The 24,960-nt window shown below is 67.9% G+C and carries 24 protein-coding genes; 6 read left to right on the plus strand and 18 right to left on the minus strand.

What is annotated here, in order from left to right:
- Positions 1-214: 214 nt before the first annotated feature.
- Positions 215-2,011: an alpha-amylase family glycosyl hydrolase gene (locus tag AC0CH8_RS15100; protein WP_465240607.1), complete on the minus strand. Its 1,797-nt coding sequence runs from the start codon at positions 2,009-2,011 to the stop codon at positions 215-217.
- A gap of 100 nt (positions 2,012-2,111) precedes the next feature.
- On the minus strand, positions 2,112-4,997 hold the full coding sequence (locus AC0CH8_RS15105) for a TonB-dependent receptor (protein WP_465240608.1): 2,886 nt from the start codon (positions 4,995-4,997) through the stop codon (positions 2,112-2,114).
- 287 nt (positions 4,998-5,284) lie between these two features.
- Between AC0CH8_RS15105 and AC0CH8_RS15110 the strand changes: the two genes are divergently transcribed.
- Positions 5,285-6,328 carry a LacI family DNA-binding transcriptional regulator gene (locus tag AC0CH8_RS15110; protein WP_465240609.1) on the plus strand — a complete coding sequence of 348 codons (1,044 nt, stop codon included), beginning with the start codon at positions 5,285-5,287 and terminating at the stop codon, positions 6,326-6,328.
- Positions 6,325-7,818 (plus strand): MFS transporter, encoded by a 1,494-nt coding sequence (locus tag AC0CH8_RS15115; RefSeq protein WP_465240610.1) that lies wholly within the window; start codon positions 6,325-6,327, stop codon positions 7,816-7,818. The genes AC0CH8_RS15110 and AC0CH8_RS15115 overlap by 4 nt, the downstream gene beginning before the upstream one ends.
- Positions 7,819-7,943: 125 nt before the next feature.
- On the opposite strand, the gene rsmD is transcribed toward AC0CH8_RS15115, so the two are convergent.
- Positions 7,944-8,483, minus strand: coding sequence for a 16S rRNA (guanine(966)-N(2))-methyltransferase RsmD (rsmD, locus tag AC0CH8_RS15120; RefSeq protein ID WP_465240611.1), 540 nt, complete (start codon positions 8,481-8,483; stop codon positions 7,944-7,946).
- A complete protein-coding gene (locus AC0CH8_RS15125; RefSeq protein ID WP_465240612.1) occupies positions 8,483-10,240 on the minus strand; it encodes a pseudouridine synthase in 1,758 nt (585 codons plus the stop codon). The genes rsmD and AC0CH8_RS15125 overlap by 1 nt, the downstream gene beginning before the upstream one ends.
- A gap of 104 nt (positions 10,241-10,344) precedes the next feature.
- Here AC0CH8_RS15125 and AC0CH8_RS15130 point away from each other — a divergent pair, with 104 nt between their 5' ends.
- Together AC0CH8_RS15130 and AC0CH8_RS15135 are read left to right on the plus strand one after the other, a co-directional pair.
- Complete coding sequence (locus AC0CH8_RS15130) at positions 10,345-10,788, plus strand: response regulator (protein ID WP_343283951.1); 444 nt, start codon at positions 10,345-10,347, stop codon at positions 10,786-10,788.
- Positions 10,789-10,840: 52 nt separating this feature from the next.
- Positions 10,841-12,154 carry an AmpG family muropeptide MFS transporter gene (locus AC0CH8_RS15135; protein ID WP_465240613.1) on the plus strand — a complete coding sequence of 438 codons (1,314 nt, stop codon included), beginning with the start codon at positions 10,841-10,843 and terminating at the stop codon, positions 12,152-12,154.
- 4 nt (positions 12,155-12,158) lie between these two features.
- Here AC0CH8_RS15135 and AC0CH8_RS15140 read toward each other — a convergent pair whose 3' ends face one another.
- From AC0CH8_RS15140 to AC0CH8_RS15190, 11 genes are all read right to left on the minus strand, one after another.
- The gene (locus tag AC0CH8_RS15140; RefSeq protein ID WP_465240614.1) at positions 12,159-12,578 is read right to left on the minus strand and encodes a DUF6628 family protein; all 420 of its coding nucleotides are present in this window, start codon (positions 12,576-12,578) and stop codon (positions 12,159-12,161) included.
- Positions 12,579-12,638: 60 nt separating this feature from the next.
- Positions 12,639-13,946 carry a bifunctional folylpolyglutamate synthase/dihydrofolate synthase gene (locus AC0CH8_RS15145; RefSeq protein WP_465240615.1) on the minus strand — a complete coding sequence of 436 codons (1,308 nt, stop codon included), beginning with the start codon at positions 13,944-13,946 and terminating at the stop codon, positions 12,639-12,641.
- A gap of 134 nt (positions 13,947-14,080) precedes the next feature.
- Positions 14,081-14,941: an acetyl-CoA carboxylase, carboxyltransferase subunit beta gene (gene accD, locus AC0CH8_RS15150; RefSeq protein WP_465240616.1), complete on the minus strand. Its 861-nt coding sequence runs from the start codon at positions 14,939-14,941 to the stop codon at positions 14,081-14,083.
- Positions 14,938-15,744 (minus strand): tryptophan synthase subunit alpha, encoded by an 807-nt coding sequence (trpA, locus tag AC0CH8_RS15155; protein WP_465240617.1) that lies wholly within the window; start codon positions 15,742-15,744, stop codon positions 14,938-14,940. The genes accD and trpA overlap by 4 nt, the downstream gene beginning before the upstream one ends.
- Complete coding sequence (trpB, locus tag AC0CH8_RS15160; protein ID WP_465240618.1) at positions 15,741-16,970, minus strand: tryptophan synthase subunit beta; 1,230 nt, start codon at positions 16,968-16,970, stop codon at positions 15,741-15,743. The genes trpA and trpB overlap by 4 nt, the downstream gene beginning before the upstream one ends.
- Positions 16,967-17,596, minus strand: coding sequence for a phosphoribosylanthranilate isomerase (locus AC0CH8_RS15165; RefSeq protein WP_465240619.1), 630 nt, complete (start codon positions 17,594-17,596; stop codon positions 16,967-16,969). The genes trpB and AC0CH8_RS15165 overlap by 4 nt, the downstream gene beginning before the upstream one ends.
- Positions 17,572-18,036, minus strand: coding sequence for a hypothetical protein (locus tag AC0CH8_RS15170; protein WP_465240620.1), 465 nt, complete (start codon positions 18,034-18,036; stop codon positions 17,572-17,574). The genes AC0CH8_RS15165 and AC0CH8_RS15170 overlap by 25 nt, the downstream gene beginning before the upstream one ends.
- Positions 18,033-18,707 (minus strand): orotidine-5'-phosphate decarboxylase, encoded by a 675-nt coding sequence (gene pyrF / locus AC0CH8_RS15175; RefSeq protein ID WP_204193535.1) that lies wholly within the window; start codon positions 18,705-18,707, stop codon positions 18,033-18,035. Before pyrF ends, AC0CH8_RS15170 begins: the two co-directional genes overlap by 4 nt.
- Complete coding sequence (locus tag AC0CH8_RS15180) at positions 18,704-19,051, minus strand: hypothetical protein (protein ID WP_465240621.1); 348 nt, start codon at positions 19,049-19,051, stop codon at positions 18,704-18,706. The genes pyrF and AC0CH8_RS15180 overlap by 4 nt, the downstream gene beginning before the upstream one ends.
- Before the next feature lie 200 nt (positions 19,052-19,251).
- Positions 19,252-21,519 (minus strand): patatin-like protein, encoded by a 2,268-nt coding sequence (locus tag AC0CH8_RS15185; RefSeq protein WP_465240622.1) that lies wholly within the window; start codon positions 21,517-21,519, stop codon positions 19,252-19,254.
- Positions 21,519-22,217, minus strand: coding sequence for an endonuclease/exonuclease/phosphatase family protein (locus tag AC0CH8_RS15190; RefSeq protein WP_465240623.1), 699 nt, complete (start codon positions 22,215-22,217; stop codon positions 21,519-21,521). Before AC0CH8_RS15190 ends, AC0CH8_RS15185 begins: the two co-directional genes overlap by 1 nt.
- Before the next feature lie 89 nt (positions 22,218-22,306).
- On the opposite strand from AC0CH8_RS15190, the gene AC0CH8_RS15195 reads away from it, so the two are divergent.
- Complete coding sequence (locus AC0CH8_RS15195) at positions 22,307-22,678, plus strand: hypothetical protein (RefSeq protein ID WP_465240624.1); 372 nt, start codon at positions 22,307-22,309, stop codon at positions 22,676-22,678.
- A 59-nt stretch (positions 22,679-22,737) separates the two neighbouring features.
- A complete protein-coding gene (locus AC0CH8_RS15200; protein ID WP_204193526.1) occupies positions 22,738-23,109 on the plus strand; it encodes a hypothetical protein in 372 nt (123 codons plus the stop codon).
- Positions 23,110-23,143: 34 nt separating this feature from the next.
- On the opposite strand, the gene AC0CH8_RS15205 is transcribed toward AC0CH8_RS15200, so the two are convergent.
- The 3 genes from AC0CH8_RS15205 to AC0CH8_RS15215 all read right to left on the minus strand — a co-directional run bounded on the left by AC0CH8_RS15205 (position 23,144) and on the right by AC0CH8_RS15215 (position 24,928).
- Positions 23,144-23,947 carry an NIPSNAP family protein gene (locus tag AC0CH8_RS15205; protein ID WP_465240625.1) on the minus strand — a complete coding sequence of 268 codons (804 nt, stop codon included), beginning with the start codon at positions 23,945-23,947 and terminating at the stop codon, positions 23,144-23,146.
- 59 nt (positions 23,948-24,006) lie between these two features.
- Positions 24,007-24,306, minus strand: a complete 300-nt coding sequence (locus tag AC0CH8_RS15210; RefSeq protein WP_465240626.1) for a putative quinol monooxygenase — start codon at positions 24,304-24,306, stop codon at positions 24,007-24,009.
- A 73-nt stretch (positions 24,307-24,379) separates the two neighbouring features.
- Positions 24,380-24,928, minus strand: a complete 549-nt coding sequence (locus AC0CH8_RS15215; protein WP_465240627.1) for a hypothetical protein — start codon at positions 24,926-24,928, stop codon at positions 24,380-24,382.
- Positions 24,929-24,960: the final 32 nt, after the last annotated feature.

Here is a 24,960-nt window from a genome sequence, read left to right on the forward strand (position 1 = left end):
CCAACCTAGCGGGTTGTCGGTCGGAAGCACGGAACAGGTCTGGCCGTCAGTGATACCGGACGACCGAGACGCAGTAGGCGAGTGTTCGCGCGGATGCATCCGCCGGGCCCAGCATAAGCTATCCTGACTCTGCTGGAGAGCGGCATTGCATTGCGTTTCAATCGGGAGCCTGTTCAGGACCCCCGATCGCAGAGAGCGGGTATCCGGGGGCCGGTTACTTCCCCGTCGCGGAGCACACCGCGTAGGCGAAGGCGGGTAGCGTCAGGACGAGGCTGCCCGGCGCGCTGGCCCTGGCGGTGCAGGATCCCGCGAGCGTCGTGAAGGCGGAGGAGCCGACCTCCACCTGCACCGCCTGCGTGAGCGGCTGGGGGGAGGTGTTGAAGGCCACCACCACTTCGCGGCCGGTGTCGGGATCGAAGCGCGACACGGCGAAGAGACCGGGGCCATCGCCACCCGCACGTGTCACCTGTCGCCCGCGGGTGAGGGCGGGGGTGGCGACGCGCAGCTTCGCCAGTTCGGCGATCTGGCGATAGAGCGGCTGGCGCTGGTCGAAATTGGCGGTCGCGGTGGTCGCCTTCGACCCGATCAGCGTGTTGTCGTTGTAGGTGGCGACCTTGCTGGCGAACATATCCTCGCGCGCGTCCTGATCATTGCCGTCGCCGGCGAACCCCTGTTCGTCGCCATAATAGATCGTCGGCACTCCGCGCAGCGTCAGCAGCATCGCATTGCCCAGCATCGTGCGCTTCAGCACCTCGTCGTCGGATGCCTGCGGATTGCCAAGCCGGACCCAGCGACCGAACCGCCCCTGATCGTGGTTGCCGAGGAAGGTCGGCAGGATGTCCGCGGTCGCCTGTTCCTTCGCGTACAGCACGTCGCCCTCGAACAGGGTTGCGAGCACGCTGGTCGGCTTGTTCTCCGCCACCGTCTGCATCACCGCATTCTGGAACGCGAAGTCGAGGACGGCCGGATAGTCGGCGATCTTCGTCCAGCGCGCGAGATAGCCCGGCTCCATCCCGGCGGTGACTTCGCCGAAGATGTGGAAGTTGGGGATGCCGTTCGCCTTTGCGCGCGCCTGCATCGCGGGGACGAAGCTCCGCCAGAAGGCGGGGTTCACGTGCTTGGCGGTGTCGATACGGAAACCGTCGACGCCGAACCGGTCGATCCAGCCGCCGAAGATGTCGATCATGCCGGCGATCACCTTCGGGTTCTCCGTCATCAGGTCGTCGAGGCCCGAGAAGTCGCCCGTGTCCGAACTCTCGTTGCGGAACAGCGTGTTGCCGCGGTTGTGATAAAGGGTGACGTCGTTCAGCCACGCCGGCACCTTCACCGCCCGCTCGGCGGCGGGAACATAGGGGGTGTAGGCGTAGGTGGGATCGGTGAGCCGGGCGAAGTTCTCCGGCGTCTGTACCGCATCACCGGCGAAGCCGGCGTTGATGGCGGGTCCGCCGACCCCGCCGCGCCGCTGATAGGGATAGGTTGCGCGGTCGCGATAGGGGCATTCGCTGCCCTCGCCGCATTCGCGATACTGGATCACGTCGGCGGTGTGGTTGGCGATGATGTCCATATAGACCTTCATCCCGCGAGCGTGGGCGGCATCGACCAGCGTCTTGAAGTCGGCGTTGGTGCCGAGGTGCGGATCGACCTGTGTGAAGTCGGTGATCCAATAGCCGTGGTAGCCGGCGGACTCCTGCCCCTTGGGACCCTGCACCGGCTTGTTCTTGAAAATCGGGCCGACCCAGAGCGCCGTCGCACCCAGCGACTGGATGTAGCCGAGCCGCTTCGTCAGCCCCTTCAGATCGCCGCCGTGGTAGAAGCCCTTGGCCGCCGGATCGAAGCCGGTCTTGAGCCGGTCGCCGGTCAGGCCGCCGCGATCGTTGGCGGGATCGGCATTCTCGAACCGGTCGGGCAGCACGAAATAAATGACCTCGTCCTGCGGCAGGCGCTGGCGATAATCCTGCGCGGCGAGGGGGGCGGCCAGCAGCGTGGCGGCGAAAAGTGCGAGAGCCTTCATGAGAGGACCTTAACCAAAAAAGACCCGGCGCGCGGTTGCGCCGCTCGCCGGGTCCGGAGGTGCATCGGGGGTTGGACCCGATCCGCGGAGCTATAGTGACTCAGAACTTGTAACTGAAGCCCGCAAGATAGCGGCGACCGTACTTTTGATAATCGATGACTTGATTACGAACGCCGCCATTGAGCGTGACGAACGGCTCGTCAGTCAAATTCTGGCCCTGAACATAGACGGATAGCCCGTTGAACATGCCGCCGCTGAAGTCGTAGCCGATCTGGGCGTCGACGATCAGCTCGTCCAGCGCGCGACGGCGCACACGGTTGGCGGCGAAGCCCGACAACTCGCCGACGAAGGTCGAGCGGTACCGCACGCTGCCGCGCATGTTCAGGCCCCACTTCTCGAAATAGGCGGTGCCGTTAGCGACCCAGCGCGAATAGCCCGGAATATCTTCGGAGTTACCGCCCGGCGTCGGGACGATCTTGGTCTTGGTGTAGGACCCGCCGCCCGTCACGCCGAAGCCGTCGAGGAACTTGACGATTTCACCTAGCGGCAAGGTGCCGGCCAGTTCCGCGCCGTAGATGCTGCCGCCCTCTCCGTTGATCGGGATCGTGGCGAGACCGATCAGCGGGGTGTTGGCGGGTGCCGTCGTCGGCAAGGTGTAGCCGCTGTAGTTGAACGCGGTTTCCTGATTGTAGACGAAGCTTTTCAGGTCCTTGTAGAAGCCCTGGGCCGCCAGATAGCCGCGGTTACCGAAATACTTCTCGATCGTCACATCGTACGAGTTGGAGCGGATCGGGCGGAGGTACGGATTGCCGCCGCTGCCGTTCAGGATCTGCTGGTTGGCGTCGAAGCCATAACCGAGCGCCACGCGCATGTCGTCCATCCGCGGCCGCTGCATCTGGCGGGCCGCGGCGGCGCGGATGACGATGTCGTTGGCGAGGCGCAGCGACAGGTTGATGCTGGGCAGCACGTCGAAATAGTCGTCACCCCGCGTCACGTTGTTGAAGCCGACGCCGTTCGAGACGAGGCCCGACGACTTCTGCTCGGTATGCACGACCTGCACACCGACATTGCCGGTCAGTTCCGCGGTGCCGACGGGCACGCGCAGGTCAGACTGGACATAGGCGGTCATCAGGTCCTCACGAACGCGGAACGCTTTGGTCGCGACATCCTGATTGAAGTTGGGTGTGGAGCCAAAGATGCCGTCCGCGAGCAACTCGCGCGGATCGTAGGACAGCATCGGCCCAAGACCCAGATACGACTGGTCGGTCGACTCCTTGATGTATTTGTCCGGAATCCGCTGCTGCAACGCACCGTTGGCGAGGCGCAGGATGAACTCGTTCGGGACCAGCGACTTCGAGTGGCGCGTGTAGTTCAGGCCGAAGCGCATCGCGCTAATCGGCGAGTCGATCTCCTTCTCGATCTCGGTCCGGTACTGGCGGATCGAATCGGTGACCTCACGATCATTGAGATACGCCGCCTGCGCGTTCGCGCCGCCCCAGCCGAGGGGGTCGGTCAGGAGGATCAGGTTGGGGTCGGAATAGTCGAGCGTGGGATCGAAGAACGTGCCCGAATTGCCACTGGTGAAGCCGATATTGTCGGTTGCGCCGAGCGCCTGACCATAGCCGGTGCCGCTATAGCTTTCGAAGCTCAGCTCGCGGCGGTTGGTCCGCGAATAGCTGACGTCGATCTGCGCGTTCCAGCCATCGTCGCCGGTGTATTTGGCGTTGTAGCCGAACGAGTACAGCTTCGCCTTGCGCTCGAACGCATCGTTGCGGACCACGCCCTGCACGTTCTCGAACGTGCCCGAGGTGATGAGGCCGTTCGACACGGTCGAATTGGTCTGTGTGGGGTTGAAGATCGTGCCCGACCCGCCGCCGAACGCCAGCGGCAGCTCGATGCCGCGCTTGATCTGGTCGTCCTTGAAGTCGGAGAAGAAGCCGTCGAACGTGGTGACCAGCTCGGGGATCGGCTTCCACTGCAACGTGCCCGAGATACCGAGACGCTTCAACGTGGTGGAGGTGACGTAGGACTTGGACCCGCCGATCACCGACGTCTGCGCCGTGTCGCCGACGCGTGTACCGGTGGCATAGCCCCAGGCGTTGAATTCCTGGATCTGGTACGGCTCGTCGAGATACGATGCCGACAGCGCGACGCCGACCGTGTCGTTCGCGAACTGGTCGACGTATGTTGCCGTCGCGCGGTAGCCGAGGTCCTTGGAGCCCGCGTTGAGCTTGCCGGCGTCGGCATAGGTGCCGCGCGCGCCGACCGAGAAGACCCGGCGACCATATTCCAGCGGCCGGATCGTGCGCAGATCGACGGTGCCCGACAGGCCCTGACCGATCAGGCCGGCATTGGCCGTCTTGTAGATCAATACTTGATTGACGACTTCGGCGGGATATTGGTCATACTCGACCGCGCGATTGTCACCCGTCGAGGTCTGCTCGCGGCCGTTGAGCAGCGTGGTGGAGAAATCGGGGGCGAAGCCGCGGATCGAGATGGAGTTCGAACGGCCGGCGATCCGCTGCGACGTGACGCCGGGCAAGCGGGCGATCGATTCGGCGATCGAAGCGTCGGGCAGCTTGCCGATGTCTTCGGCCGACACCGACTCGATCACCTGATCGCGCGTCTTCTTTTCGGCGACGGCGTTCTCGAGGCTACGGCGGAAGCCCGTGACGACGATCTCCGCATCCTCCTGAGTCCCGCCCGCGTCCTGCACCGTCTGCGCCGCGGCCTGTGCGACGGCTTCGTTCTGGGCCGGCGTTACGTCACCGGTGACGGCGGCGTTGGCGGCCTGCTGATCCGGCGCGCTGGCGGCTTCATTCGGATTGGCGGCGGTGCTGGAACTGGATGCCGGGTCCGGCACCGTCGTGGTCTGCTGCGCCTGGGCGTTGCCGGTGCCGATCAGCAACAGTGCGGCACCGAGTGCGCCGGCACTGGCGGTCAGGTTCAGCGTCGCGCCGAACGAGAACGAGCGTGTAGAAGCCATCGTCGAAATCCTCCCCCTTGGTACCCGTGGCGTCTCTCGCGCCGTGGGAATGCATGGCGCCGCAATGGATTGCGCGTCGGCTTTGCGAAAGGCTGCGGCATACGTATTCAACTTTTATGCAACCCGTTGTTGCGGTGCGGCCACAACCCACGTCATGCTGCGATCAATTATGTGATAATTGAGGTGCGCACCGGTCGAGGACGTTGACCTCCAGGCCATTCTGCGCTGTTCTTTTCCGTGCGCGGTCGCCATCGAGAGAGCGGACGTGGGGAGAGGGTGCCCTGAGTTTGTCCGGTCAACGCAAAGCCACTTCGTTCGATATCGCGCACCTGGCCGGGGTGTCGCAGCCGACCGTTTCGCGCGCGCTGCGGGGCAGTCCGACTGTCAGTTCCTCGACCCGCCAGCGGATCGAGGCGATCGCCAAGCAACTGAACTACACCGTCGACCGCGCGGCATCGAACCTGCGCTCCGGCACGACGCGGACGATCGCGTTGCTGCTGTTCCGCGACCCGTCGCCGGACGATACGCTGATCAATCCGTTCTTTCTCGCGATGCTGGGATCGATCATGAGCGCATGCGCGGAGCATGGCTACGATCTGCTCGTGTCGTTCCAGCAACTGTCGAGCGACTGGCACACCGATTACGAGGACAGCCACCGCGCCGACGGACTGATCCTGCTGGGGTATGGCGACTATGCGCAATATCATCAGCGCCTGGTGACGCTGGTCGGCCACGGCACGCACTTCGTGCGCTGGGGATCGGTGCAGCCGGGGCAGCCAGGGCTGACGCTGGGGTGCGACAATATCGCAGGCGGGCTGGCGGCGTCGCGGCACCTGCTGGAACAGGGACGGCGCCGGATCGGCTTTCTGGGCGACGCGACCGACCATTATCCGGAATTCCACGACCGGCATGCCGGTTATGCGCAGGCGCTGGCCGAGGCGGGCCTGAGCCCCGATCCGCGGCTTCAGGTCGCGTCGATCTCCACCGAGGATGACGGGACCCGAGCGGCGCGGGAACTGCTGGCGCGGGGCTTGCCATTCGACGGCATCGTCGCAGCGAGCGACCTGATCGCGCTCGCCGCGATGCGCGTGCTGGCGGAGGCCGGGCTGGCGGTGCCGCACGACATCGCCGTCGTCGGGTTCGACGATATCCCGGCGGCCAGCTTCGCCAATCCCCCGCTGACCACGGTGGTGCAAGACGCCGCCGCGGCGGGCCGGCGCTTGGTCGAACTGCTGCTCGCGCGGATCCGTGGGGAAGCGGCGGCGAGCATGATCCTGCCGACGCGGCTCGTCGTCCGCGGTTCCTCCGTAACCCGCAAGGATCGTGCATGACGACCGAAAAGCCGCGCCAGGGTTTCGCGGGACTGTGGAACATCTCGTTCGGCTTCTTCGGCATCCAGATCGGCTTCGCGCTCCAGAACGCGAACATGAGCCGCATCTTCCAGTCGCTGGGCGAGAGCCTGGACAATCTCGCGGTGCTGTGGATCGCCGCGCCGCTGACCGGGCTGCTGGTGCAGCCGATCATCGGCCATTATTCCGACCGGACGTGGGGGCGGTTCGGGCGGCGGCGACCGTATTTCTTCGCGGGCGCAGTGCTGGCGGCGCTGGCGCTGATCGGGATGCCGAACGCACCGGGCCTGCTGGCGGCGGCGATGCTGCTGTGGATGCTCGACGCGTCGCTCAACATCGCGATGGAACCGTTCCGTGCCTTCGTCGGCGACATGCTGCGCAAGGATCAGCATACCGCCGGCTACGCGCTCCAGACCGCGTTCATCGGCGCGGGAGCGGTGATCGGGTCGGCGACGCCGTATATCCTTGACCGGTTCGGCGTGCGCAATTCTCAGGCGGGCGGCGGTATTCCGGATACGGTATTGTGGTCGTTCTACCTGGGTGGTGCGGCGCTGCTGGCGTCGGTGTTGTGGACCGTGCTGACCACGCGCGAATACAGTCCCGCCGAACTCGCGGCGTTCGAGGGGCATGAACTCGGCGCGCATGACATGCCGCCGGTACCGCCTGCCTCCACGATCGGCGGCGTGGTCTGGATCGCCGCCGGGCTGGTGCTGGCGTCGGTCGTCGCGGTGCTGGGGCTGGAGAAGGAGTTGTACCTGCTCGGCGGGCTGGTCGCGTTCTACGGGCTCGCGCGGCTCGCAGCGGGGGCGCTCTATGCGAGGGGCAGCCGCGACAATCTGTTGACCAACATCGTCGGCGATTTCTCCGGCATGCCACCGATCATGAAGCGGCTGGCGCTGACGCAGTTCTTCACCTGGTCGGCGTTGTTCATCATGTGGATCTACACGACGCCCGTCGTTGCCCAATATGTCTACGGATCGGCCGATCCCGCCAGCGAGGCGTATAATCAGGGCGGCAACTGGGTCGGGATCATGTTCGCCGCGTACAATTTCGTTGCGGCGATCGTGGCGGCGTTCCTGTTGCAGCCGGTCGCGCGACGGTTCGGCAAGGTTCGGACACATGCCGCTGCGCTGGCGATCGGCGCGGCGTCATTCCTGTCGTTCTTCGTGATCCGCACGCCGGCGATGCTGCTGCTGGCGGAGGTGGGGATCGGCATCGCCTGGGCGTCGATCCTGGCGATGCCCTACGCGATCCTGGCGTCGAGTCTGCCGCAGCGGAAGCTGGGCATCTATATGGGGTTGTTCAACGTGTTCGTGGTCGTGCCGCAACTACTGGTGGCGACGATCATGGGTACGATCATGAAGCATTTCTTCCCGACCGAGCCGATCTGGACGATGGCCTTCGCCGCTGCGGTGATGGCGCTGGCGGCGGTGTCGATGCTGCGCGTTCGCGAGGATGCGGTGGAGGGGTAGGGGCCGTCTCCGCGCCCTACCCTGCCAGGAGAGGGCCGGGGTGAAGCCTTGACCGTGTCGCTGGTGGAGAGCTCTCCCCAGCCGATCCCGAAGGGAGAGGAGCTAGAGAGTGTAAGGGGAAGCGGTCACCCGTCGCGGCGCAGCAGCGTAACCCTCGCCTTGCCGTGAACGCGGGAAGCGTCGACGGTGAAGCCGGGTACGTCCAGTTCGTCCTGCTTGGCGGTTTCGACGCTGATCCACGTCGCGGGGCCGAACCAGCCGAGGCGGCCGAGCTTGTCGAGCGCCACCTGCGCCGCCCCGGTGCCGTACGGTGGGTCCATCATCACGAGATCGAGCGGGGCGGGCGCGGGTCCGAGCGCGAGGACGGAGGTCGCCCGCACGTCGGCGCGCACCCCGAGCTTTTCCAGATTGGACTTGAGCGCGTCGATCGCCGGCCGGTCCTGCTCCACGAACAGGCACGACCCCGCGCCGCGCGACAGCGCCTCGATCCCGAGCGCGCCGGAGCCGGCGAACAGGTCTGCCACCGCCAGCCCTTCGAAGCTGCCGAGCCGGCTGGTGAGCATCGAGAACAGCGCCTCCCGCGTGCGATCGGCGGTCGGGCGGGTCGCGTCACCCTTGGGCGCGACGAGCGGACGCCCACGCCACTGTCCGGAAATCACCCGCATCAGCGCTTCCCTCCGCGTGGTGCGCCGCCCTTGGGGGCGCCGCCCTTCGGACCTCGGGGCGGGTGTCCGCGACCGCCAGCCGGACCCTTGCCTCCGCCGCCACTGCGCGCCGGCGGCTTACCGCTGTCCGGGCGGCCGCGCGCTTCGCCGTCCTGACTGGCGCGGGGCGGATGACCGCGGCCACCGGCCGGGCCTTTCGAGGGACCGCGGGACCGCGACTGGTCGTCCGCGCGGGCACCGAACGAGCGGTTGCCGGGCGCAGGCCCGCGAGCGCGCGATTGATCGTCGGAACGGGTGGCGAACGGCCGGCTTCCGGATGCTGCACGCGGCCGATCGTCCGACCGGTCGCGAGAGGCGCGGGGATCGCTGTCGGTGCGGGACCGCGCCGGCCGCTGGTCACCGTCGCCGCGCGAGCCGAACGGACGATTGCCGCTGCCGCCACGCGACCGGTCGCCGGACCGCTCCTTGTCGGCGCGGGGATCGCCGTCCGATCGCGGTCGTGTCGGGCGTTGTGCGCCGTCCGAACGGGAAGCGAACGGACGGCTGCCCGTCGCGCTGCGTGGCCGTTCGTCGGATCGATCACGGCCGGCGCGCGGATCGCTGTCGGCGCGCGAGCGGGGTGGGCGTGCTTCGTCGCCGCGGTAGCCGCCGCCGCTGTGTGGCGTAGTGGCGTCGCCGCGGTCGCGCACGAAGCGGCCACTGCGCTCGCCGTCCGAAGCAGGACGCGGCGCGCGCGCCTCGACGCCGTCACGTAGCGGCGGACGGCCGCGGGTGCGTGGGGCATCAGGCTCGACGGCGGGGCGGCTGGGGCGCGTGCGGCTGCCCCACCCGGCGGCCGGCTTTGCGCCACGATCGACGCGCACCGGCTCCGACCGCGGACGCTCCGTTTCGACGGAGCGGCTGGTCGCAGGCATGGGGGGAGGGGGCGGTGGCGCCACGACGCGCGCGGCGACCTCGACGATCGCCTGATCCTGACCCTTACCGCGCTTCGAACCCTCCAGCGAGCGGCGGAAGGTGGCGATATCGGCCCCGCGCGCCTCGCCGATCTCGTTCGGCTGCAACTCGCCGAGCACGAACGGGCCGTAGCGGGTGCGGATCAGGCGCGAAACCTGAAGCCCGAGATACTCCAGCACGCGACGGACCTCGCGGTTCTTGCCCTCGGTCAGCGTCAGTTCGATCCAGACGTTTGCGCCCGTTCGCCGCTCCAGATTGGCGTCGATCGAGCCGTAGCGCATACCCTCGATCTCGACCCCGTCGATCAGCTCCTCCAGCCGCGCCTGCGTGATCTCTCCGTAAGCGCGGGCACGGTAAGTGCGCTCGACGCCCGTCGCGGGCAGCTCCAGCGTGCGCTTCAGCCCACCGTCCGTGGTCAGCAGCAACAGCCCCTCCGTCGCCAGATCGAGCCGGCCGACGGGCACCAGCCGTGGCAGGTCGGCGGGCAATCGGTCGTAGATCGTCAGGCGGCCGGCGGGATCCCACTCGGTGACGAGCAGCCCCGGTGGCTTGTGATACAGGAACAGCCGCGCCGGCTCCGGCGCTGCGACCGGCTTGCCGTCGACCGTGACGCCGGACAGATCGGTCAGCACGGTGGCGGGTGTGTCGAGCACCTTGCCGTCCACCGCGACGCGGCCCTCCTCGATCATCCGTTCCACCTCCCGCCGCGAAGCGATGCCGGCGCGGGCGAGCAGCTTGGCGATCCGGTCGCCTTCGGGACGATCGCTCTCGGGAGCAGCGTCTTGGGTCTTGTCGGTGGTCATCCGGCGGCGAATACTGCGGATTGCGCGTCTAGGCGAAAAATCTTTGCGTCCGTTACGAATGAAGTGCGTTATGCGTCATGGGCGTAACGATCGGGCGGACGGGCGTGTTGTTCGGCAAGAAAAAACGGCGGATCGTCCGGCTCCTCGTCGTGGAGGATGAGCCCCTCGTTGCGTTCGACGCCGAGCATGTGCTGACCGATGCCGATTTCGAAATCGTCGCGACGGTGGACCGCGTCGCGGATGCCGTTGCGGTGCTGTCCGGCGGCGACGCTATCGATCTGGTGTTGGTCGACGTCAATCTGGCCGACGGCTCCGGCGTAGAGGTCGCGCGTGCCGCGCGTGCGCGCGGTGTGGCAGTGATGTTCGTCACCGGTGCTTGCCCGCCCGAGGCGGTCGAACTGGCTGCCGGGTGTCTGTCCAAACCCTATGGGCAACGCGATCTGATCGCGGCGATCGGCGCAATCGAGGCGGGGATGGCGGGTAAGCCGCCGAAGCGCCTGCCGCCCGGCTTCACGCTGTTCGCAACGGGATCGCCCGAAGCGGCGTGACGCTCGCGCGGGCCGCGGCTATGCTGTTGCCCAAACGAGCGAAGGGGCGGGAATGACGGAACGGACGGGCTGGCGGGACGGGGTGGCGCCGTATCTGGAGCGGCAGCCGCTGGCCGCGCTGGCACTCGGCATCTCGTCCGGCTTTCCGTACGCGATGATCGGCGCGACGCTGACCACGCGGCTGGCGCAGGAAGGCATCGACAAGAAGACCGTTACCGCGTTCAGCCTCGCCTTCCTCGTCTACAATCTCAAATGGCTGTGGGCGTGGGTGGTCGACGGCGTCCGGCTGCCGATATTGGGCCGATTGGGTCAACGCGTGTCGTGGCTGATCCTGGCGGGCGTGCTGGTGATCGCGGCGGTCGTCAATCTGGCGCTGGTCAATCCGGCGGCCAGCATCGGCGCCGCGGCGACCGCGGCCATTCTGGTGGGCGCGGCCGGCGCGACATTCGACATCGTCATCGACGCGTATCGGATCGAAGTGCTGGAGCCGCGCCAGCTCGGCGTCGGATCCGGCATGAGCCAGTATGGCTGGCGGATCGGATCGGCGGGTGCGGGTGCGCTGGCGCTGGTCGTGGCGGAGCGGGCCGGGTGGAGCGCGGGCTATCTGGCCTGCGCCATCTTCGCCTTGCCGGCGATGCTGGCGGGGCTGCTGCTCGGTGAGCCGCCGCGGCGGCGCGAGCCGGTCGAGCCGCGCGGCTTCGCCGAGGGGCTGAAGGCGATCTGGGGCCCGTTTGTGCAGTTCTTCGCGCGCAAGGGGGCCGTGCTCGTGCTGCTCTTCATCCTGATCCACAAGGTGGGCGACACGCTGGCGAACCTGACGCTGCGGCTACTGTTCGACGAGCTTGGCTTCACCGGCGACGAGATCGCGTTCTACGACGTGGGCGTCGGGTTCATCGCCTATCTGGTCGGGATATTCGTCGGCGGCGTGCTGTATGCGAAGATGGGCATGAAGCGCTCGGTGCTGCTCGCGCTCGTGCTGATGGCGGTGTCCAACCTGTCGTTCGCGGCGCTGGCGGCGGCAGGACACAGCAATTGGGGCATGGCGGGCGCGATCGGGTTCGAGAATGCGGCGAGTGGGTTCGGCGGAGTCGTCGTGATCGCGTATTTCTCCGCGCTGTGCGACCTGCGCTTTACGGCTGCGCAATTCGCGTTGATCTCGGCGGCGGCAAGCATCGTCGGGCGGATTGTGACCGGCACCACCGCCGGCGCGCTGATCGAGCGGCTCGGCTATGTCGATTTCTATCTGCTGACGACGGCGCTCGCGCTGCCGGGCGTCGCGCTGTTCTGGTGGATGAGCCGCAACGGTCTGGTCGATCGGTCGATCGGCAGCGCGGGCGTCGCCGGTGAGGGCGCGCGGGCGGATTGACGGGTCAGGCCACGATCGGGCGGCCGGCATCGGCGAAGGCGGCGGTGACTGCTGCGGCCGCCATCAGCGGACCCTCGACCCGGCGGATGCCGAGCAGGTCGCTCATCAGGAACTGCGCCTGGATCGGCTCCACCTCGATCCGGTGCAGGATCGACAGCAATGCCGCCTCTGCGGAGGTCATGCGCGCGCAACAGCAGGGCGCGATCGCGATCGTGCCGCCGGCATGGGCAGCGAGGTCCGCCATCAGCGCCCGCAAGAGCATCAACGGACGACGGAAATCCTGCCCGAAGGACGTGAAGATGCCGTGCGCCGCGCACGCATCGTGCAGGCCGTGTGCCCCCATCCTGCGGATCGCGAACAGCGCGAGCCGCGCATTCTGGCAGTGTGGCAGGGTGTGGGGCAGGAGGGCGAGGGTGTCGGTCATGGCGTTGCTCCGCGGCTATGCCGGCAACGTCTTCGATCCGTTATTGCAAGTCAATAGCAACTAGGCGGGTGGTTCGTCGTTGGCGGCGAGCGCCTCTCCGGCAAGGTAGAGCGAGCCCGCGATCAGGACCGGGGCGGGGTCGCGGACAAGGTCCAGCGCTTGCTCCAGCGAGTGCGCAGTCGTGGCGGCGGGGCCGAACTGCCCGGTGATATCAGCCAATGATTCGGGGGCATGATGCGCGTGGCCGGAAATCGGCACCGCAATGACGCGCGCAATAGAGGACGACAGGAGGCGCAGCACGCCCGCAGCATCCTTGTTCGCGAGCATGCCCAGCACCAGCGTCACCGGCCGACCCTGCGCGATGGTTCGCAGCGCGCGGGCGACCGGCGCGGCGGCAGAGGGGTTGTGGGCGCCGTCGATCCACAATTCCGATGCGGTCGGCAGGCGATCGGTGAGCGGCCCCGGCGACAGGCGCTGCATCCGTGCCGGCCACTGCGCCCAGTCCGCGGCAGCGCGATAGGCGGCTTCCGGGATGTGCAGCGCGCCTTGATGCCGCAGCATGGCGATCGCCAGTGCAAGGTTGCGCGACTGGTGGGCACCGACCAGCCGCGGCCGGTTGGTGACGACGGAGAAGCCGTCGTCGCTGTAGCGCATCGTCGAGCGGGCGGTGTCGCTGTTCCACTCACGTCCGCGTGCAATCACGGGTGCGCCGGCCTGCGCCGCCACCGCCGCGATGCGGTCACGCAGGGGGCGAGCGTAATCCATCGTCACGAGTGGCACGCCGGGCTTGGCGATGCCGGCTTTCTCGGCCGCGATTCCGGTGGCGGAGGTGCCGAGGAACGCCTCGTGATCCATGCCCAGTGCGGCGATGCCGGTGACCGCGGGTGCGGCGACGACGTTGGTCGCGTCCAGCCGGCCGCCCAACCCGACCTCAACGATCGTCGCGGCCGCGGGGGTGCGGGCGAAGGCGAGGAACGCGGCGGCCGTCGTGACCTCGAAGAAGCTCGGGCGGATGCCGTCCGCGACGTCCAGCACTTCCGCCAGCAATGCCGCAAGGTGATCGTCCGCGATCAGGTGGCCGGCGAGACGGATACGTTCGTTGAAGCGCACGAGGTGCGGGCTGCTGAAGACGTGAACCGAATGCCCGGCCGCCTCGATCGCGGCGCGCAGGAAGGCGCAGGTCGATCCCTTGCCGTTGGTGCCGGCGACGTGGAACACCGGCGGTAGCGACAGGTGCGGATCGCCGAGCCGTGACAGCAGCGCCGCAACACGCTCCAGGCCGAGGATGTCGGCACCCGGCGAGAGCGTCGCGAGGCGATCGAGTTGCGCCTGCACGGCGGCGTGGGTGGAGGTGGCGTGATCGGGCATGATTTCAGCCTCCAGCATCCACCCCGGTGAGCGCCGGGGTCCTGTAGCGATCGAGCGATGATGCGCGGCATGGCTTCATCAGGACGAACTCGGCAACTGGGCTCCGGCCTTTGCCGGGATGGACGTGTTGTGCCTTACGCCGCCGCCGCGCGCTGGCCGCAGAGGTAGCCGATCACCTGCGCCAGCCGCTCGCGCAGGTCCTTGCGGTGGACGACCATGTCCAGCATGCCGTGGTCGAGCAGATATTCCGCGCGCTGGAACCCCTCGGGCAGCTTTTCGCGGATCGTGCTTTCGATCACGCGCTGGCCGGCGAAGCCGATCAGGGCATTGGGCTCGGCGATCTGGATGTCGCCCAGCATGGCGTAGCTGGCGGTGACGCCGCCCGTCGTGGGGTCGGTCAGCACCACGATGTACGGCAGCCCGGCATCGTGCAGCATCTGGATCGCGACGGTGCTGCGCGGCATCTGCATCAGCGACAGGATGCCCTCCTGCATCCGCGCGCCGCCGGCCGCCGTGAAGATCAGATAGGGCGACCTGTCGGCGATCGCCGCCTCGACGCCGCGTACGAACGCCTCACCCACGGCGAGGCCCATCGACCCGCCCATGAACGCGAAATCCTGCACGCCCATGACGACGCGGTGGCCGAGGATCGTGCCGCGCGCATTCAACAGCGCGTCCGGCTCCGCCGTAGCGGTGCGGGCGGCGCGGATGCGATCGGTGTACTTCTTCGAATCGCGGAACTTCAGCGGGTCCTCAGGCACCTTCGGCGCGGGCAGTTCGGCGTAGCTGCCCTCGTCCAGGATATGCTCGAAGCGGATCTTCGGGCCGATCCGCTCGTGATGCTCGCACCGCGGGCAGACGTAGAGGTTCTCCTCCAGCTCCTTGGTGAAGACCATCTGGCCGCACCCCTTGCACTTGTGCCAGAGATTCTCCTCGGCCTGCTCCTTGCGGGGACCGAAGGCGAGGGCGTTGCGGACGCTGTTGAGCCAACTCATGCTGCGACTACCTTGCGGGCCGACGCGACGGCATCGGCGAGCGAACGGACATAGGTGGTGACGGGGCCGGGCGCATCGGCCCCGTGGGCGGCGACGATCTCGACGATTGCGGAGCCGACGACGACGCCGTCCGCCACGCGGGCGATGGCGGCGGCCTGATCGGGGGTGCGGACGCCGAAGCCGACCGCGACGGGCAGGTCGGTGGCGTCCATCAGCCGCGCGACGGCGTCCTCGATCGAGGATTGCTGCGCCTGCTGAAGCCCGGTGATGCCGGCGACGGACACGTAATAGAGGAACCCGCCCGCGCCATCGAGGACGGCGGGCAGGCGTGCGGCGTCGGTGGTCGGCGTCGCCAGCCGGATCGGGGCGATCCCGGCCGCGCGCAATGCCGGTCCGAGCGCGTCGTCCTCCTCGGGCGGGATGTCGACGCAGATCACCCCGTCGACGCCCGCATCCGCGGCGGCACGCGCGAAGGCGGCGCTGCCGTGGCGGAGCATCGGGTTGGCATAGCCCATCAGCACCAGCGGCACGCCCGGGTGGCGCGCGCGGAAGCCCGCCGCGATCGACAGGATGTCGGTCGTGCGCGTGCCGGCTGCGAGGCTGCGGATATTGGCGTTCTGGATCGCCGGGCCGTCGGCCATCGGATCGGTGAAGGGCATGCCCAACTCGATCACGTCGGCACCGCCCGCGACCAGCGCGTCGAGGATCGCGGGCGTCGCGGCGGGTGTCGGGTCGCCCGCGGTGACGAAGCAGACGAGCGCGGCGTGATCCTGCGCGAAGGCGGCGGCGAGGCGGGTGGTCATATCGACACACCCAGCGCTGAGGCGACGGTGAAGATGTCCTTGTCGCCGCGCCCGCACAGATTGGCGAGGATCACCTGATCGTCGCGCATCGTCTTGGCGCGGCGGGTGACCGCGGCGATGGCGTGGGCCGGCTCCAGCGCGGGGATGATCCCCTCCGTCCGGCACAACAGCTGGAACGCATCGAGCGCGTCCCGGTCGGTCGCGCTGTCATACTCGACGCGTCCGATGTCACGCAGCCACGCATGTTCCGGCCCGATGCCGGGATAGTCGAGGCCCGCGGAGATCGAGTGACCCTCCGCAATCTGGCCGTCCTCGTCCTGCAACAGATAGGTCTTGTTGCCGTGGAGCACGCCGGGAAAGCCGCCAGCCAGCGAGGCCGCGTGCTCGCGGCCGAGACCGTGGCCCGCCGCCTCCACGCCGAGCATCGCGACCTCGGCATCGTCGAGGAACGGGTGGAACAGGCCGATCGCGTTCGATCCGCCGCCGATCGCTGCGACGAGCGCGTCGGGCAGGCGACCGGTACGGGCCAGCATCTGCGCGCGCGCCTCGCGACCGATCACGCTTTGGAAGTCACGGACCATTTCCGGATAGGGATGCGGGCCGGCGGCGGTGCCGATGATATAGAAGGTGTCGTGGACGTTCGCGACCCAGTCGCGCAGGCCCTCGTTCATCGCGTCCGACAGCGTTTTCGCGCCGCTTTCGACCGGGCGGACCTCCGCACCGAGCAGCTTCATGCGGAACACATTGGGCTGCTGCCGCTCGATATCCCGCGCGCCCATGTAGATGACGCAGGGCAGGCCGAAGCGCGCGCAGACCGCGGCGGTGGCGACGCCGTGCTGGCCCGCTCCCGTCTCCGCGATGATCCGCGTCTTGCCCATGCGGATTGCCAGCAAGATTTGACCGATGCAGTTGTTGATCTTGTGCGCGCCGGTGTGGTTCAGCTCGTCCCGCTTGAACCAGACCTGCGCGCCCATGCCGGGCTCCGCGCCCTCGCGCAGCGCCGCCGACAGGCGTTCGGCGTGATAGAGCGGGCTGGGGCGACCGACATAATGTTCGAGCAAATCCTCGAACTCGGCCTTGAACGCCGGATCGGCCTTGGCTGCGCGGTATTCGCGGTCGAGGTCGAGGATCAGCGGCATCAGCGTTTCGGCGACGAACCGGCCGCCGAACTGACCGAAATGGCCGCGCTCGTCGGGCTGGGTGCGGAAGGAATTGGGGGCGTTCATGATCGCGCCGCTTTAAGGAAGGCGGCGATCTTGTCCACATCCTTGACCCCTGGCGCGGTTTCCACGCCTGATGAGACGTCGACCAGCGGCGCACCGGTGCGGGCGACCGCCTCCGCGACATTGCCCGCGTCGAGCCCGCCGGACAGCGCCCAAGGCAGCGGGTGGGCGAACCCGTCGAGCAGGCTCCAGTCGAAGCGCAGCCCCATCCCGCCGGGCAATGCCGCGCCGGGCGGCGTCTTGGCGTCGTAAAGGATCCGGTCGGCGGCACCCGTGAAGGTCCGTGCGACATCGAGGTCGCCGCGCGCCTTCACCGCCACCGCGGCCCAGGTCTCCAGCCCGAAGCGCGCGCGGATCGCAGCGGCGCGGGCGGGGGCGACCTTGTGCAGTTGCAGGACGGTCAGCGCCGCGACGGCGACCGCCTGTTCCAGCAGTCCGTCATCGGGGTCGACGAAGACGCCGACCTTCGCAACGTGATCCGGCACGCGCGCCGCCAGCGCGGGTGCGGCATCGAAGTCGAGATTGCGGGGTGAGGGGGCGAAGAACACGAAGCCGACATGGCTCGCGCCGCCGCCGAGCGCGGCATCGAGCGTCGCGGCCGTGGTCAGGCCGCAGATCTTGGCGGGCATGGCGTCGTGTCTCCGATCTGGTTCGCGCGCCACGCCCGGACGATGCTGCGACCACCCCAAAGCAGCGCGGCGAGCGCTGCCGTCAGAGCGATGAGCGAACTCAGGAACAGGGCGGCGTCGGCGCTCGTATAGCAGCGATCGACGCGATTGTAATGGACCAGCGGGAACGGGCGGACAGTGAGTTCCAGATCACCGGTTGCGAGCGACCGAACGAAGCCGTCGCGCTGCAGGTGGTCGATGACAACGGCGCTGGTCCGGGTGAACGGCAGACAGTCGGACAGGGTGGGATTTGCCGCCGACCAGCCGTCCGTGAGCAGGAACGACGGGCTCTCGGCCGATCGACCCGGCGGAAACACCAGAAAGCCGGCGACGAACAGCCACACCACGCTGAGCAGCACGGATCGGCGCGGCCACCGGCCGAGCCACACCGGTCGCGTCACAACGTGCCGGCGATGGCCCGTGCGGCGGCGTCGGGGTCCTCGGCCTGCGTGATCGGGCGACCGACGACGATGATCGACGCGCCGCCGTCCACGGCGGCGCGTGGCGTGACGACGCGCTTCTGGTCGCCAACGGGTCCGTCCGCGAGACGGACGCCGGGAACGACGAAATAGCCCTTCGGCCATGCCGCCTTCGCCGCCGCGACCTCCGCGCCCGAACAGACGATGCCGTCGACCCCGGCCTCGGCGGCCAGCGCGGCGAGGCGGACGACCTGATCGTGGGCGCTGCCGGAGACGCCGGTCGCCGCAAGGTCGCTGGCATCGAGGCTGGTCAGCATCGTCACCGCGACGACCTTCGTACCGAGCGGCGCGGCGGCCTTCGCATCCTCCAGCATCGCGCGACCGCCGCTGGCGTGGACGGTCAGGATCGCGGGTTCGAGCGGGGACAGCGCCTGCACCGCCTTGGCGACGGTATTGGGGATGTCGTGGAGCTTCAGGTCGAGGAAGATCGGCAGCCCGATCGTCGCCATTTCGCGCACGCCAGGCTGGCCGTGGGCGGCGAAGAATTCGAGGCCCAGCTTCAGGCCGCCGACATGGTTGCGGACCTTGGTGGCGATGGCTTTGGCGCGGGCGAGGTCGGGCGTATCGATCGCGACGTAGATGCGGTTGCTCACTTCAGGTTCGGCTCCGGTGCGATCGGCGTGTAGCTGGCGTCGGGAACGAGTGGCTGGACCGCCATCGTCGGGGCCACCGGCACGGACATCTGGGCGGCGCGCGTTTCGGCAAGCAACCGCTCGCACGTGGTCAGCCGCTGCTTCAACCGCCAGCGCCGCGCCGCTTGCCAGCCGAAGGTCGGCAGCAGGCCGATCAGGAACGTGACAAGCAGCAGGAACGGCAGGTTTACCTCCGCGACGAGGTCACCGGGCAGATGGATCGGAACCGACGTCCAGTTCCCGATCGTGAACAGCGCAGCCAGAAAGGCGAGGAGGCACCAGAAGAGGATCTTCAGGAACTGCATTCTCGTCTCCGTTCGCCCATGCGGGTAGCAAGGCTACAGGCGAAGGCACGGCTTGACCAGCCTTCGTGCCGGTTCGTCGCACGGCGGCGACGATGGTCGCTGGCTTCCCCTGCTCACCTCCTTCCGTTCGGCCTGAGCGCAGTCGAAGGCCATGCCCCAGCGGCCCGGCCTTAACCATGCTCAGCACCGATGGAGAAGAATCACCCCACCTCCCGCCGCAACGAGGCGATCAGCGCGCTCACCGCCAACAAGCGTGGCTCTTCCTCGTCGAGGATCGCCACGAATGCGGCGCACTTGATCGCGGCGATGCGTCCGGCGCGGAGGCGGACGGAGCGGGGGAGGGTGGAGACGACGATGTCGATCATCCGCTCCGCGCCGTGCAATCGGCCCCAGAGATAGTCGTTCTCGCGGTATGCGCGGCTGAAGAATGCGCCGAAGCTGTTGAACTGAATACCCTTCAACGTCGCCTCCGCGCCGCCGGTGCGGATCGACGGCGCATCCTCCGGCGCGATGCGGTCGACGCGGATCGTATCGAACTCGTCGAGACCCTCGCCCTGCAACAGCGGCAGCGTGGCGGTGTCGTAGAAGGGGAAGCCGAGATAGGCGAGCAGCATGGTCCGGCGCGCATCGCGGTCGAGCGGCGTCAGCGCCTCGGCGAGCCGCGCGTCGGTGTCCGCGTCCAGCGCAGGCAGATCGAGCGTGGTGGCGAGCGCATCGAGCAGCGGCCCGGCGTCGCCGCGCAACCCGCGCGCCATACCGCGCAAGCCGGCGAAGGCGTCGGCGCGTTGCCGGTCGAGATAGGCCGATAGCGACAGGTAAATGGCTTTGCGGAGGTCGCCGAGATGCTCGACGTCGCGCTCCTCCAATTCACCCAGTCGCCGGGCGAGGAGGCGCAGGCGGCGAATGCGGAAGCCGGTGTCGAATATGCGCAGGAAGGTGATCGCCTGTGGGTCCGACGGATCGCCACCGGCACGCAACGCTGCCTCCCCCGCGATCGTCTGGCGAATGCGGCGGCGGCGCTCGGGCGCCTGTTCGCCCGCGATGCTGTGGGTCAGCACCGCCAGCGCGTCGATCACCGCCGCCTGCTTGGCGTGGCCGTAGGCGGCATAGGCGAAGCCCGCCTGCGCCGCCGCCGCAGCCTGTGACCGCGCGCGCCATGCCGCCAATCGTCGCGCGCTCGGCCGGTTGAGGAACAGGGTGCGGCCGAACAGCGCCTCCACTTCCGCCTCCACGCGCGGTCGGATCGCCGCGACGAGGCCGAGCATCTGTTCGATGCGCGCCGACCTTTCCGCCAGCGCTTCGAGATTGTCGCGGATCGGCTGCTGCCGCGGCAGTTCGCTCGACGCGCCGATGATCGTCTGGAAGAAGCCGGGCGTGCCGTCGCGTCCTCCGAGCCGGAATTTGGGTCCGGGCGAAGGGTCGATATAGACGAAGCGGCGGTCGACCTGCCGTCGCGCCGGACGTTGTCGAAGGGCGGCGATTGCCGGCTGGAACGGCGCATTGGCGAGCACCGAGCCGTCGATGAGCACCGCCTTGTCCGCGGCGTTGGCGGCGGCCTGTCGCGGCAACACGCGGCGCAGGAAGGCGCGGCGGCCCGGCCACATCGCCGACCGCGCCTTCAGCACACGGTCGAGCTCGCCGACCTGAAACGGCGGGAACGCGCCGGGGAAGCTGGACGTGGCGCGCGCGGCAAACGCCAGTTCGGGGATCGCGGCCAGTGTGTCGCTCGCATGCCCTTCGTCGGAAAACGACACGACGAGGCGGTGCTCCGTCTCCACCACTTCGGGCGGCGAGTTCAGGCGTAAACGCTCGGGATGACCGGCAAAGTCGGTGACCGTGACGAACAGGTCGAGCGGCTGACCGTCGGGCAACAATCGCGGCCCGCGTTCCGATGCTGCCATCGCGTCGAACGCGTCGAGCAGCAATCCGGTGAACGTCTCGCCCCCGAACGGCGGTTCGAACCAGCGCGAGCGGACGAAGTGCGACAGCTTCGCGCGCACCTCGTCGCGTGTGGCGGCATCGGCATGCTCCTCTAGCGCCTCCGTGCTGCGCCCCGCCGCCATCCACGCGAGCGGCAAGGCCCACAGCTTCGACAGGCGATGCGCGGGCGCGGCGGCGGGATCGATCAAGGCCTCTACATCGGCGGAGGTCAGCCACAGGTCGGTCAGCGGGTCGAGCGACTGGCCGGTGGCGATCGCCTGACCCAGGAAGATGCCGTTGATTCCGCCCGCGCTCGCCCCCGCGACGATGTCCGCCAGCACCCGCAGCTTCATGCCGCCGCGCGTCTCGATCTCTTCCAGCAGCGCGTGATACACCGCGTCGGTGCCCGGCGGCGGCGCCATGCCGTCATGCCAGGCGCGGCTGGCGCGGGCGAGCCGCCACACCTCCTTGGTGATGCCGTGCATGTACACCGCCAAGCTGATCCCGCCGTAGCAGACGAGGGCGAGGCGGAGTTCCTTTTCCCGCATCAGTTGCGCTCGATCACCGCCCAGATCGGCAGGTGATCGGACGCCTTGCGGGCCGCCGCGCTGGCGTGGACGCCGCAGTCTTGGATGGTGAGGTCTCGCGACACCATGATGCGGTCGAGCCGGGCGATGGGCGCGCGGGCGTGAAAGGACGGACCGGTATCCGCCATCGCGAAGTCGCGGCCGAAGTCGCGCAGGCACCCCGACGCTGCCGACCAGTCGTTCAGGTCGCCCATCATCACCGTCGGGCGACGTTCAGGCCGATGCGCAACATGCGCCAGGATCGCCGCCGCCTGCTTGCGCCGCCACAGCCCGGACAGGTCGAGATGCATGCCGACGACGCACACCGAGCCGCCGTCGACATCGACCTCCGCCGATACCGCGCCGCGTGGCTCCAGCGCCGGCAGGTGGATCGCGTCGCACCCCACGATCGTCGCCGATTTCCGCACCAGCAGCGCGTTGCCATGCCAGCCCATGCTCGCGGCACGCTTGCCGACCGCGACCGGTTGCCAGTCGCTATGCTCGGCCAGCAGGTGAAGCGGAATGACGCCGTCGCGCGTGCCGAAGCGTCGGTCGGCTTCCTGCAACGCGATCACGTCCGCATCGATCTCGCGCAGCACGTCGAGAATGCGTTCGGGGCTGAGCCGCCTATCGGTCCCCACCCCCTTGTGCATGTTGTAGCTGGCGACTTTCAGGATCATTCCGCCACCGCAACGCAGCAGCATGGCGGACGGTTGCAGCCCTCGGCGCGGCCATGCGTTGAAGCGCGGTACAGATTCTGGAGGATAGCATGCCCGACCGCCACGACCACGCCGCCGATCGCTCCCCTGCCAAGGAGGACATCGCCCGCCCCGCCACCGACGACACGATCGAAATCCGTGACAATCGTGCGGGCGACGAGGGTCATTATTCTGGCCAGGAAGCCGGTACCTATCGCGAGAACCTGCCGGATCGGATCGCGGTCGGCGCGGATGATGGCGGGACGGCAGCGAATTCGGTCGCGCGCAATGCCGGCGCAGGAATCCCGCCGGAAGACGGCCGTCGGGCCTATGTCGATCGAGCGACGGGCGAAGTCCACGGCAGCGGTTCCGGCGCAGGGGGCGGACAGGATGGCGAGGACTACGACTCCGACTCCGCAAACGGGAGTGGAACCGAGGCGTAAGCTTGGAACGCCTGCGCGCGAATGCCGTTGATCCAACAGGAGCGATGTGGAGTTAAGTCATGAACTTCAAAGCGTTAGGACTTGGATTAGGGATCTTCTCCGTCGCCCTGGGGGTGGCGGAAATGTTCGGTGCGAAGCGGATCGCCCAGACGCTGGAGGCGGAGGGTTCGGAGCCGTTGATCCGCGCCTTTGGTGCCCGCGAGCTGGTGGCCGGCGCCGGCCTGCTTGCGGCGCCAGCGCTGTCTACCAACGTCTGGGGCCGCGTCGCCGGTGATGCGCTGGATCTCACGGCGCTGGGGGCGGCGGCGAAGGCCCACCCCCGCAATAGGGCCGTCTGGGGAGCGATCCTGTTCGTACTGGGCGCGACCGCGCTGGACATCTACACTGCACGCGGGCTCGATCGCACCACCGGCCGGATGTTGCCGACGTAGGCCGGGCACGTCTGTCGCGTGACCGGTATTCCCGTCAGATCTGCGAATAGGGCGCTGGGTTGAGGATCTGGTTGCCGATGCCCGTGGTGATGTCGGGATCGGTGAGCCCCGGTGTCGCGATGAGCTGGCGCCACGCGGGATCGGACCCGAACGCGCGCCAGTTTCGCTCCCGCGTCGCGAGGTCGGGGAACGTCAGCATATAGGTCAGGCTCGGCAGACGAGGCCCGGTGAGGTCCTGAGCGAAGAAAACCGGCGTCAGTCCGTTGCGCCGGAATATCTCGATCTCGCCGCCGGTGTCGAACATCCCGATCTTCGTAGCTCCTGCCCTATCGTTATGACTGAAGTACGTTCTCAATTCGAATAGGCGCGACGCGGTGTCGCGTGAGGCGGCAGACCGCTCGACGCGGGTAAAGTGCGGGAAGGCGCGCATCAGCTTCACCTCCAGCGAGGCATAGGGCGGACGTTCCGGCGTCGCGCTGAAGAACGGTTCGGCAAGCGTTGCGTAGCCTCGATCGGCACTCAGCCGATCGGGCAGCGCCACGAAGTCCGCGATCGACGGATGCGGGACGAGAACCTGGACGGTCGGGCTTTCGGCACCGATCGCCACCGTGAAGACGCCCACCGGTCCACAACCGGCGCGGCGCGCGGCCGGAATGAAGGCGTTCTTCAGATAAGCGTCGAGCCGCTCCCGCATCGGGCCGTGGACCAGTCGATAGGTCCGAAGCTCGTAGATCTCGGAGATTGCCCCCGGCTGCGCGCGGGAACCGGTGGCACCAAGAGCCACACCCCCAACAGCCGCACCCGCGAGCAGCGATCGTCGGTCAATCGAACGGGTCATCGAATCCTCACAATTTCGGTCGTCATGGTCGTGTCGGCGCCGGCACACGCGGCATCTTGTCAGTCGGCCACGTCGACAGCGTGCGTCACGGTGATGCTTGGCCGAGCCGAAGCGAGGTCGCGCGCTGCGATGCCGAACGCCTTGAAATGGTCGGATGCCATGTGGGCCTGCACCGCCGCATCGTCGACATAGAGTTCGTTGAAGACGAAGCGCCGCTCGCCATCGACCTCCCGCCAGAGGTCGTAGTACAGAACGCCCGGTTCCGCGCGCGACGCGGCGATGCAGGGGCGCGCCGCGGCCACGAACCCATCCTCTTGGCCGGGCTTGACGCTGACGAACGCGATGACCTTGACCGACATAAACCTCTCCTGATGGCTGCATCGACCAATAGCTGTCCCAACCCCGGTCTGCATCAGCTTTCGGGGCGAGCGGTCAGGGTACGCTGGTGACCTCGTCCGAGACAGCAGGATAGCGGCGTAGCGCCGCTTCGCTCAGCGCAGACGCGACGCCATCGGCGCTTGCGTTCAGCGCCCCCTCCGAACGAACGGTCATCGCCGCACCGTGCCAGAGGATCGCTACACCGCCTCGCTTGCGGATGGTGATCGTCAATTCCGTCCGCTGTAGCGGGACGATCCGTGATCCGCCACTGCCGATGGGAACACTGAGCCCTGCGCCGACAACGGCGGCTTTTCCGCTGCGCACGCGAACCGGCGCGGCACCGACATCTGTCCTCGTCACGACGACTTCGGCGACATAGGCGGCGTGGCCGGGGTCGTTGAGGATCGTAAAGCCCTTCTCACCGAGCGCGGCGGCGGCGGCATCCACATCGGGCGATGGGTCGTCAGCGTTCGAAGCGCCGCGTCCGGCGCCGACCGAGATCGTGCCCAACGAAACCTGAGGAGCAGCCGAGGCTGAATTGACCGGGGCAAACGCCAGTACGATACCACCCATTCCGACCATCAACCCCGGTATGTCCATCATCACTCCGTTCGGCATCAGGTGTCATTCCAAGG

It is taken from the genome of Sphingomonas sp. AC435 (assembly GCF_979253005.1).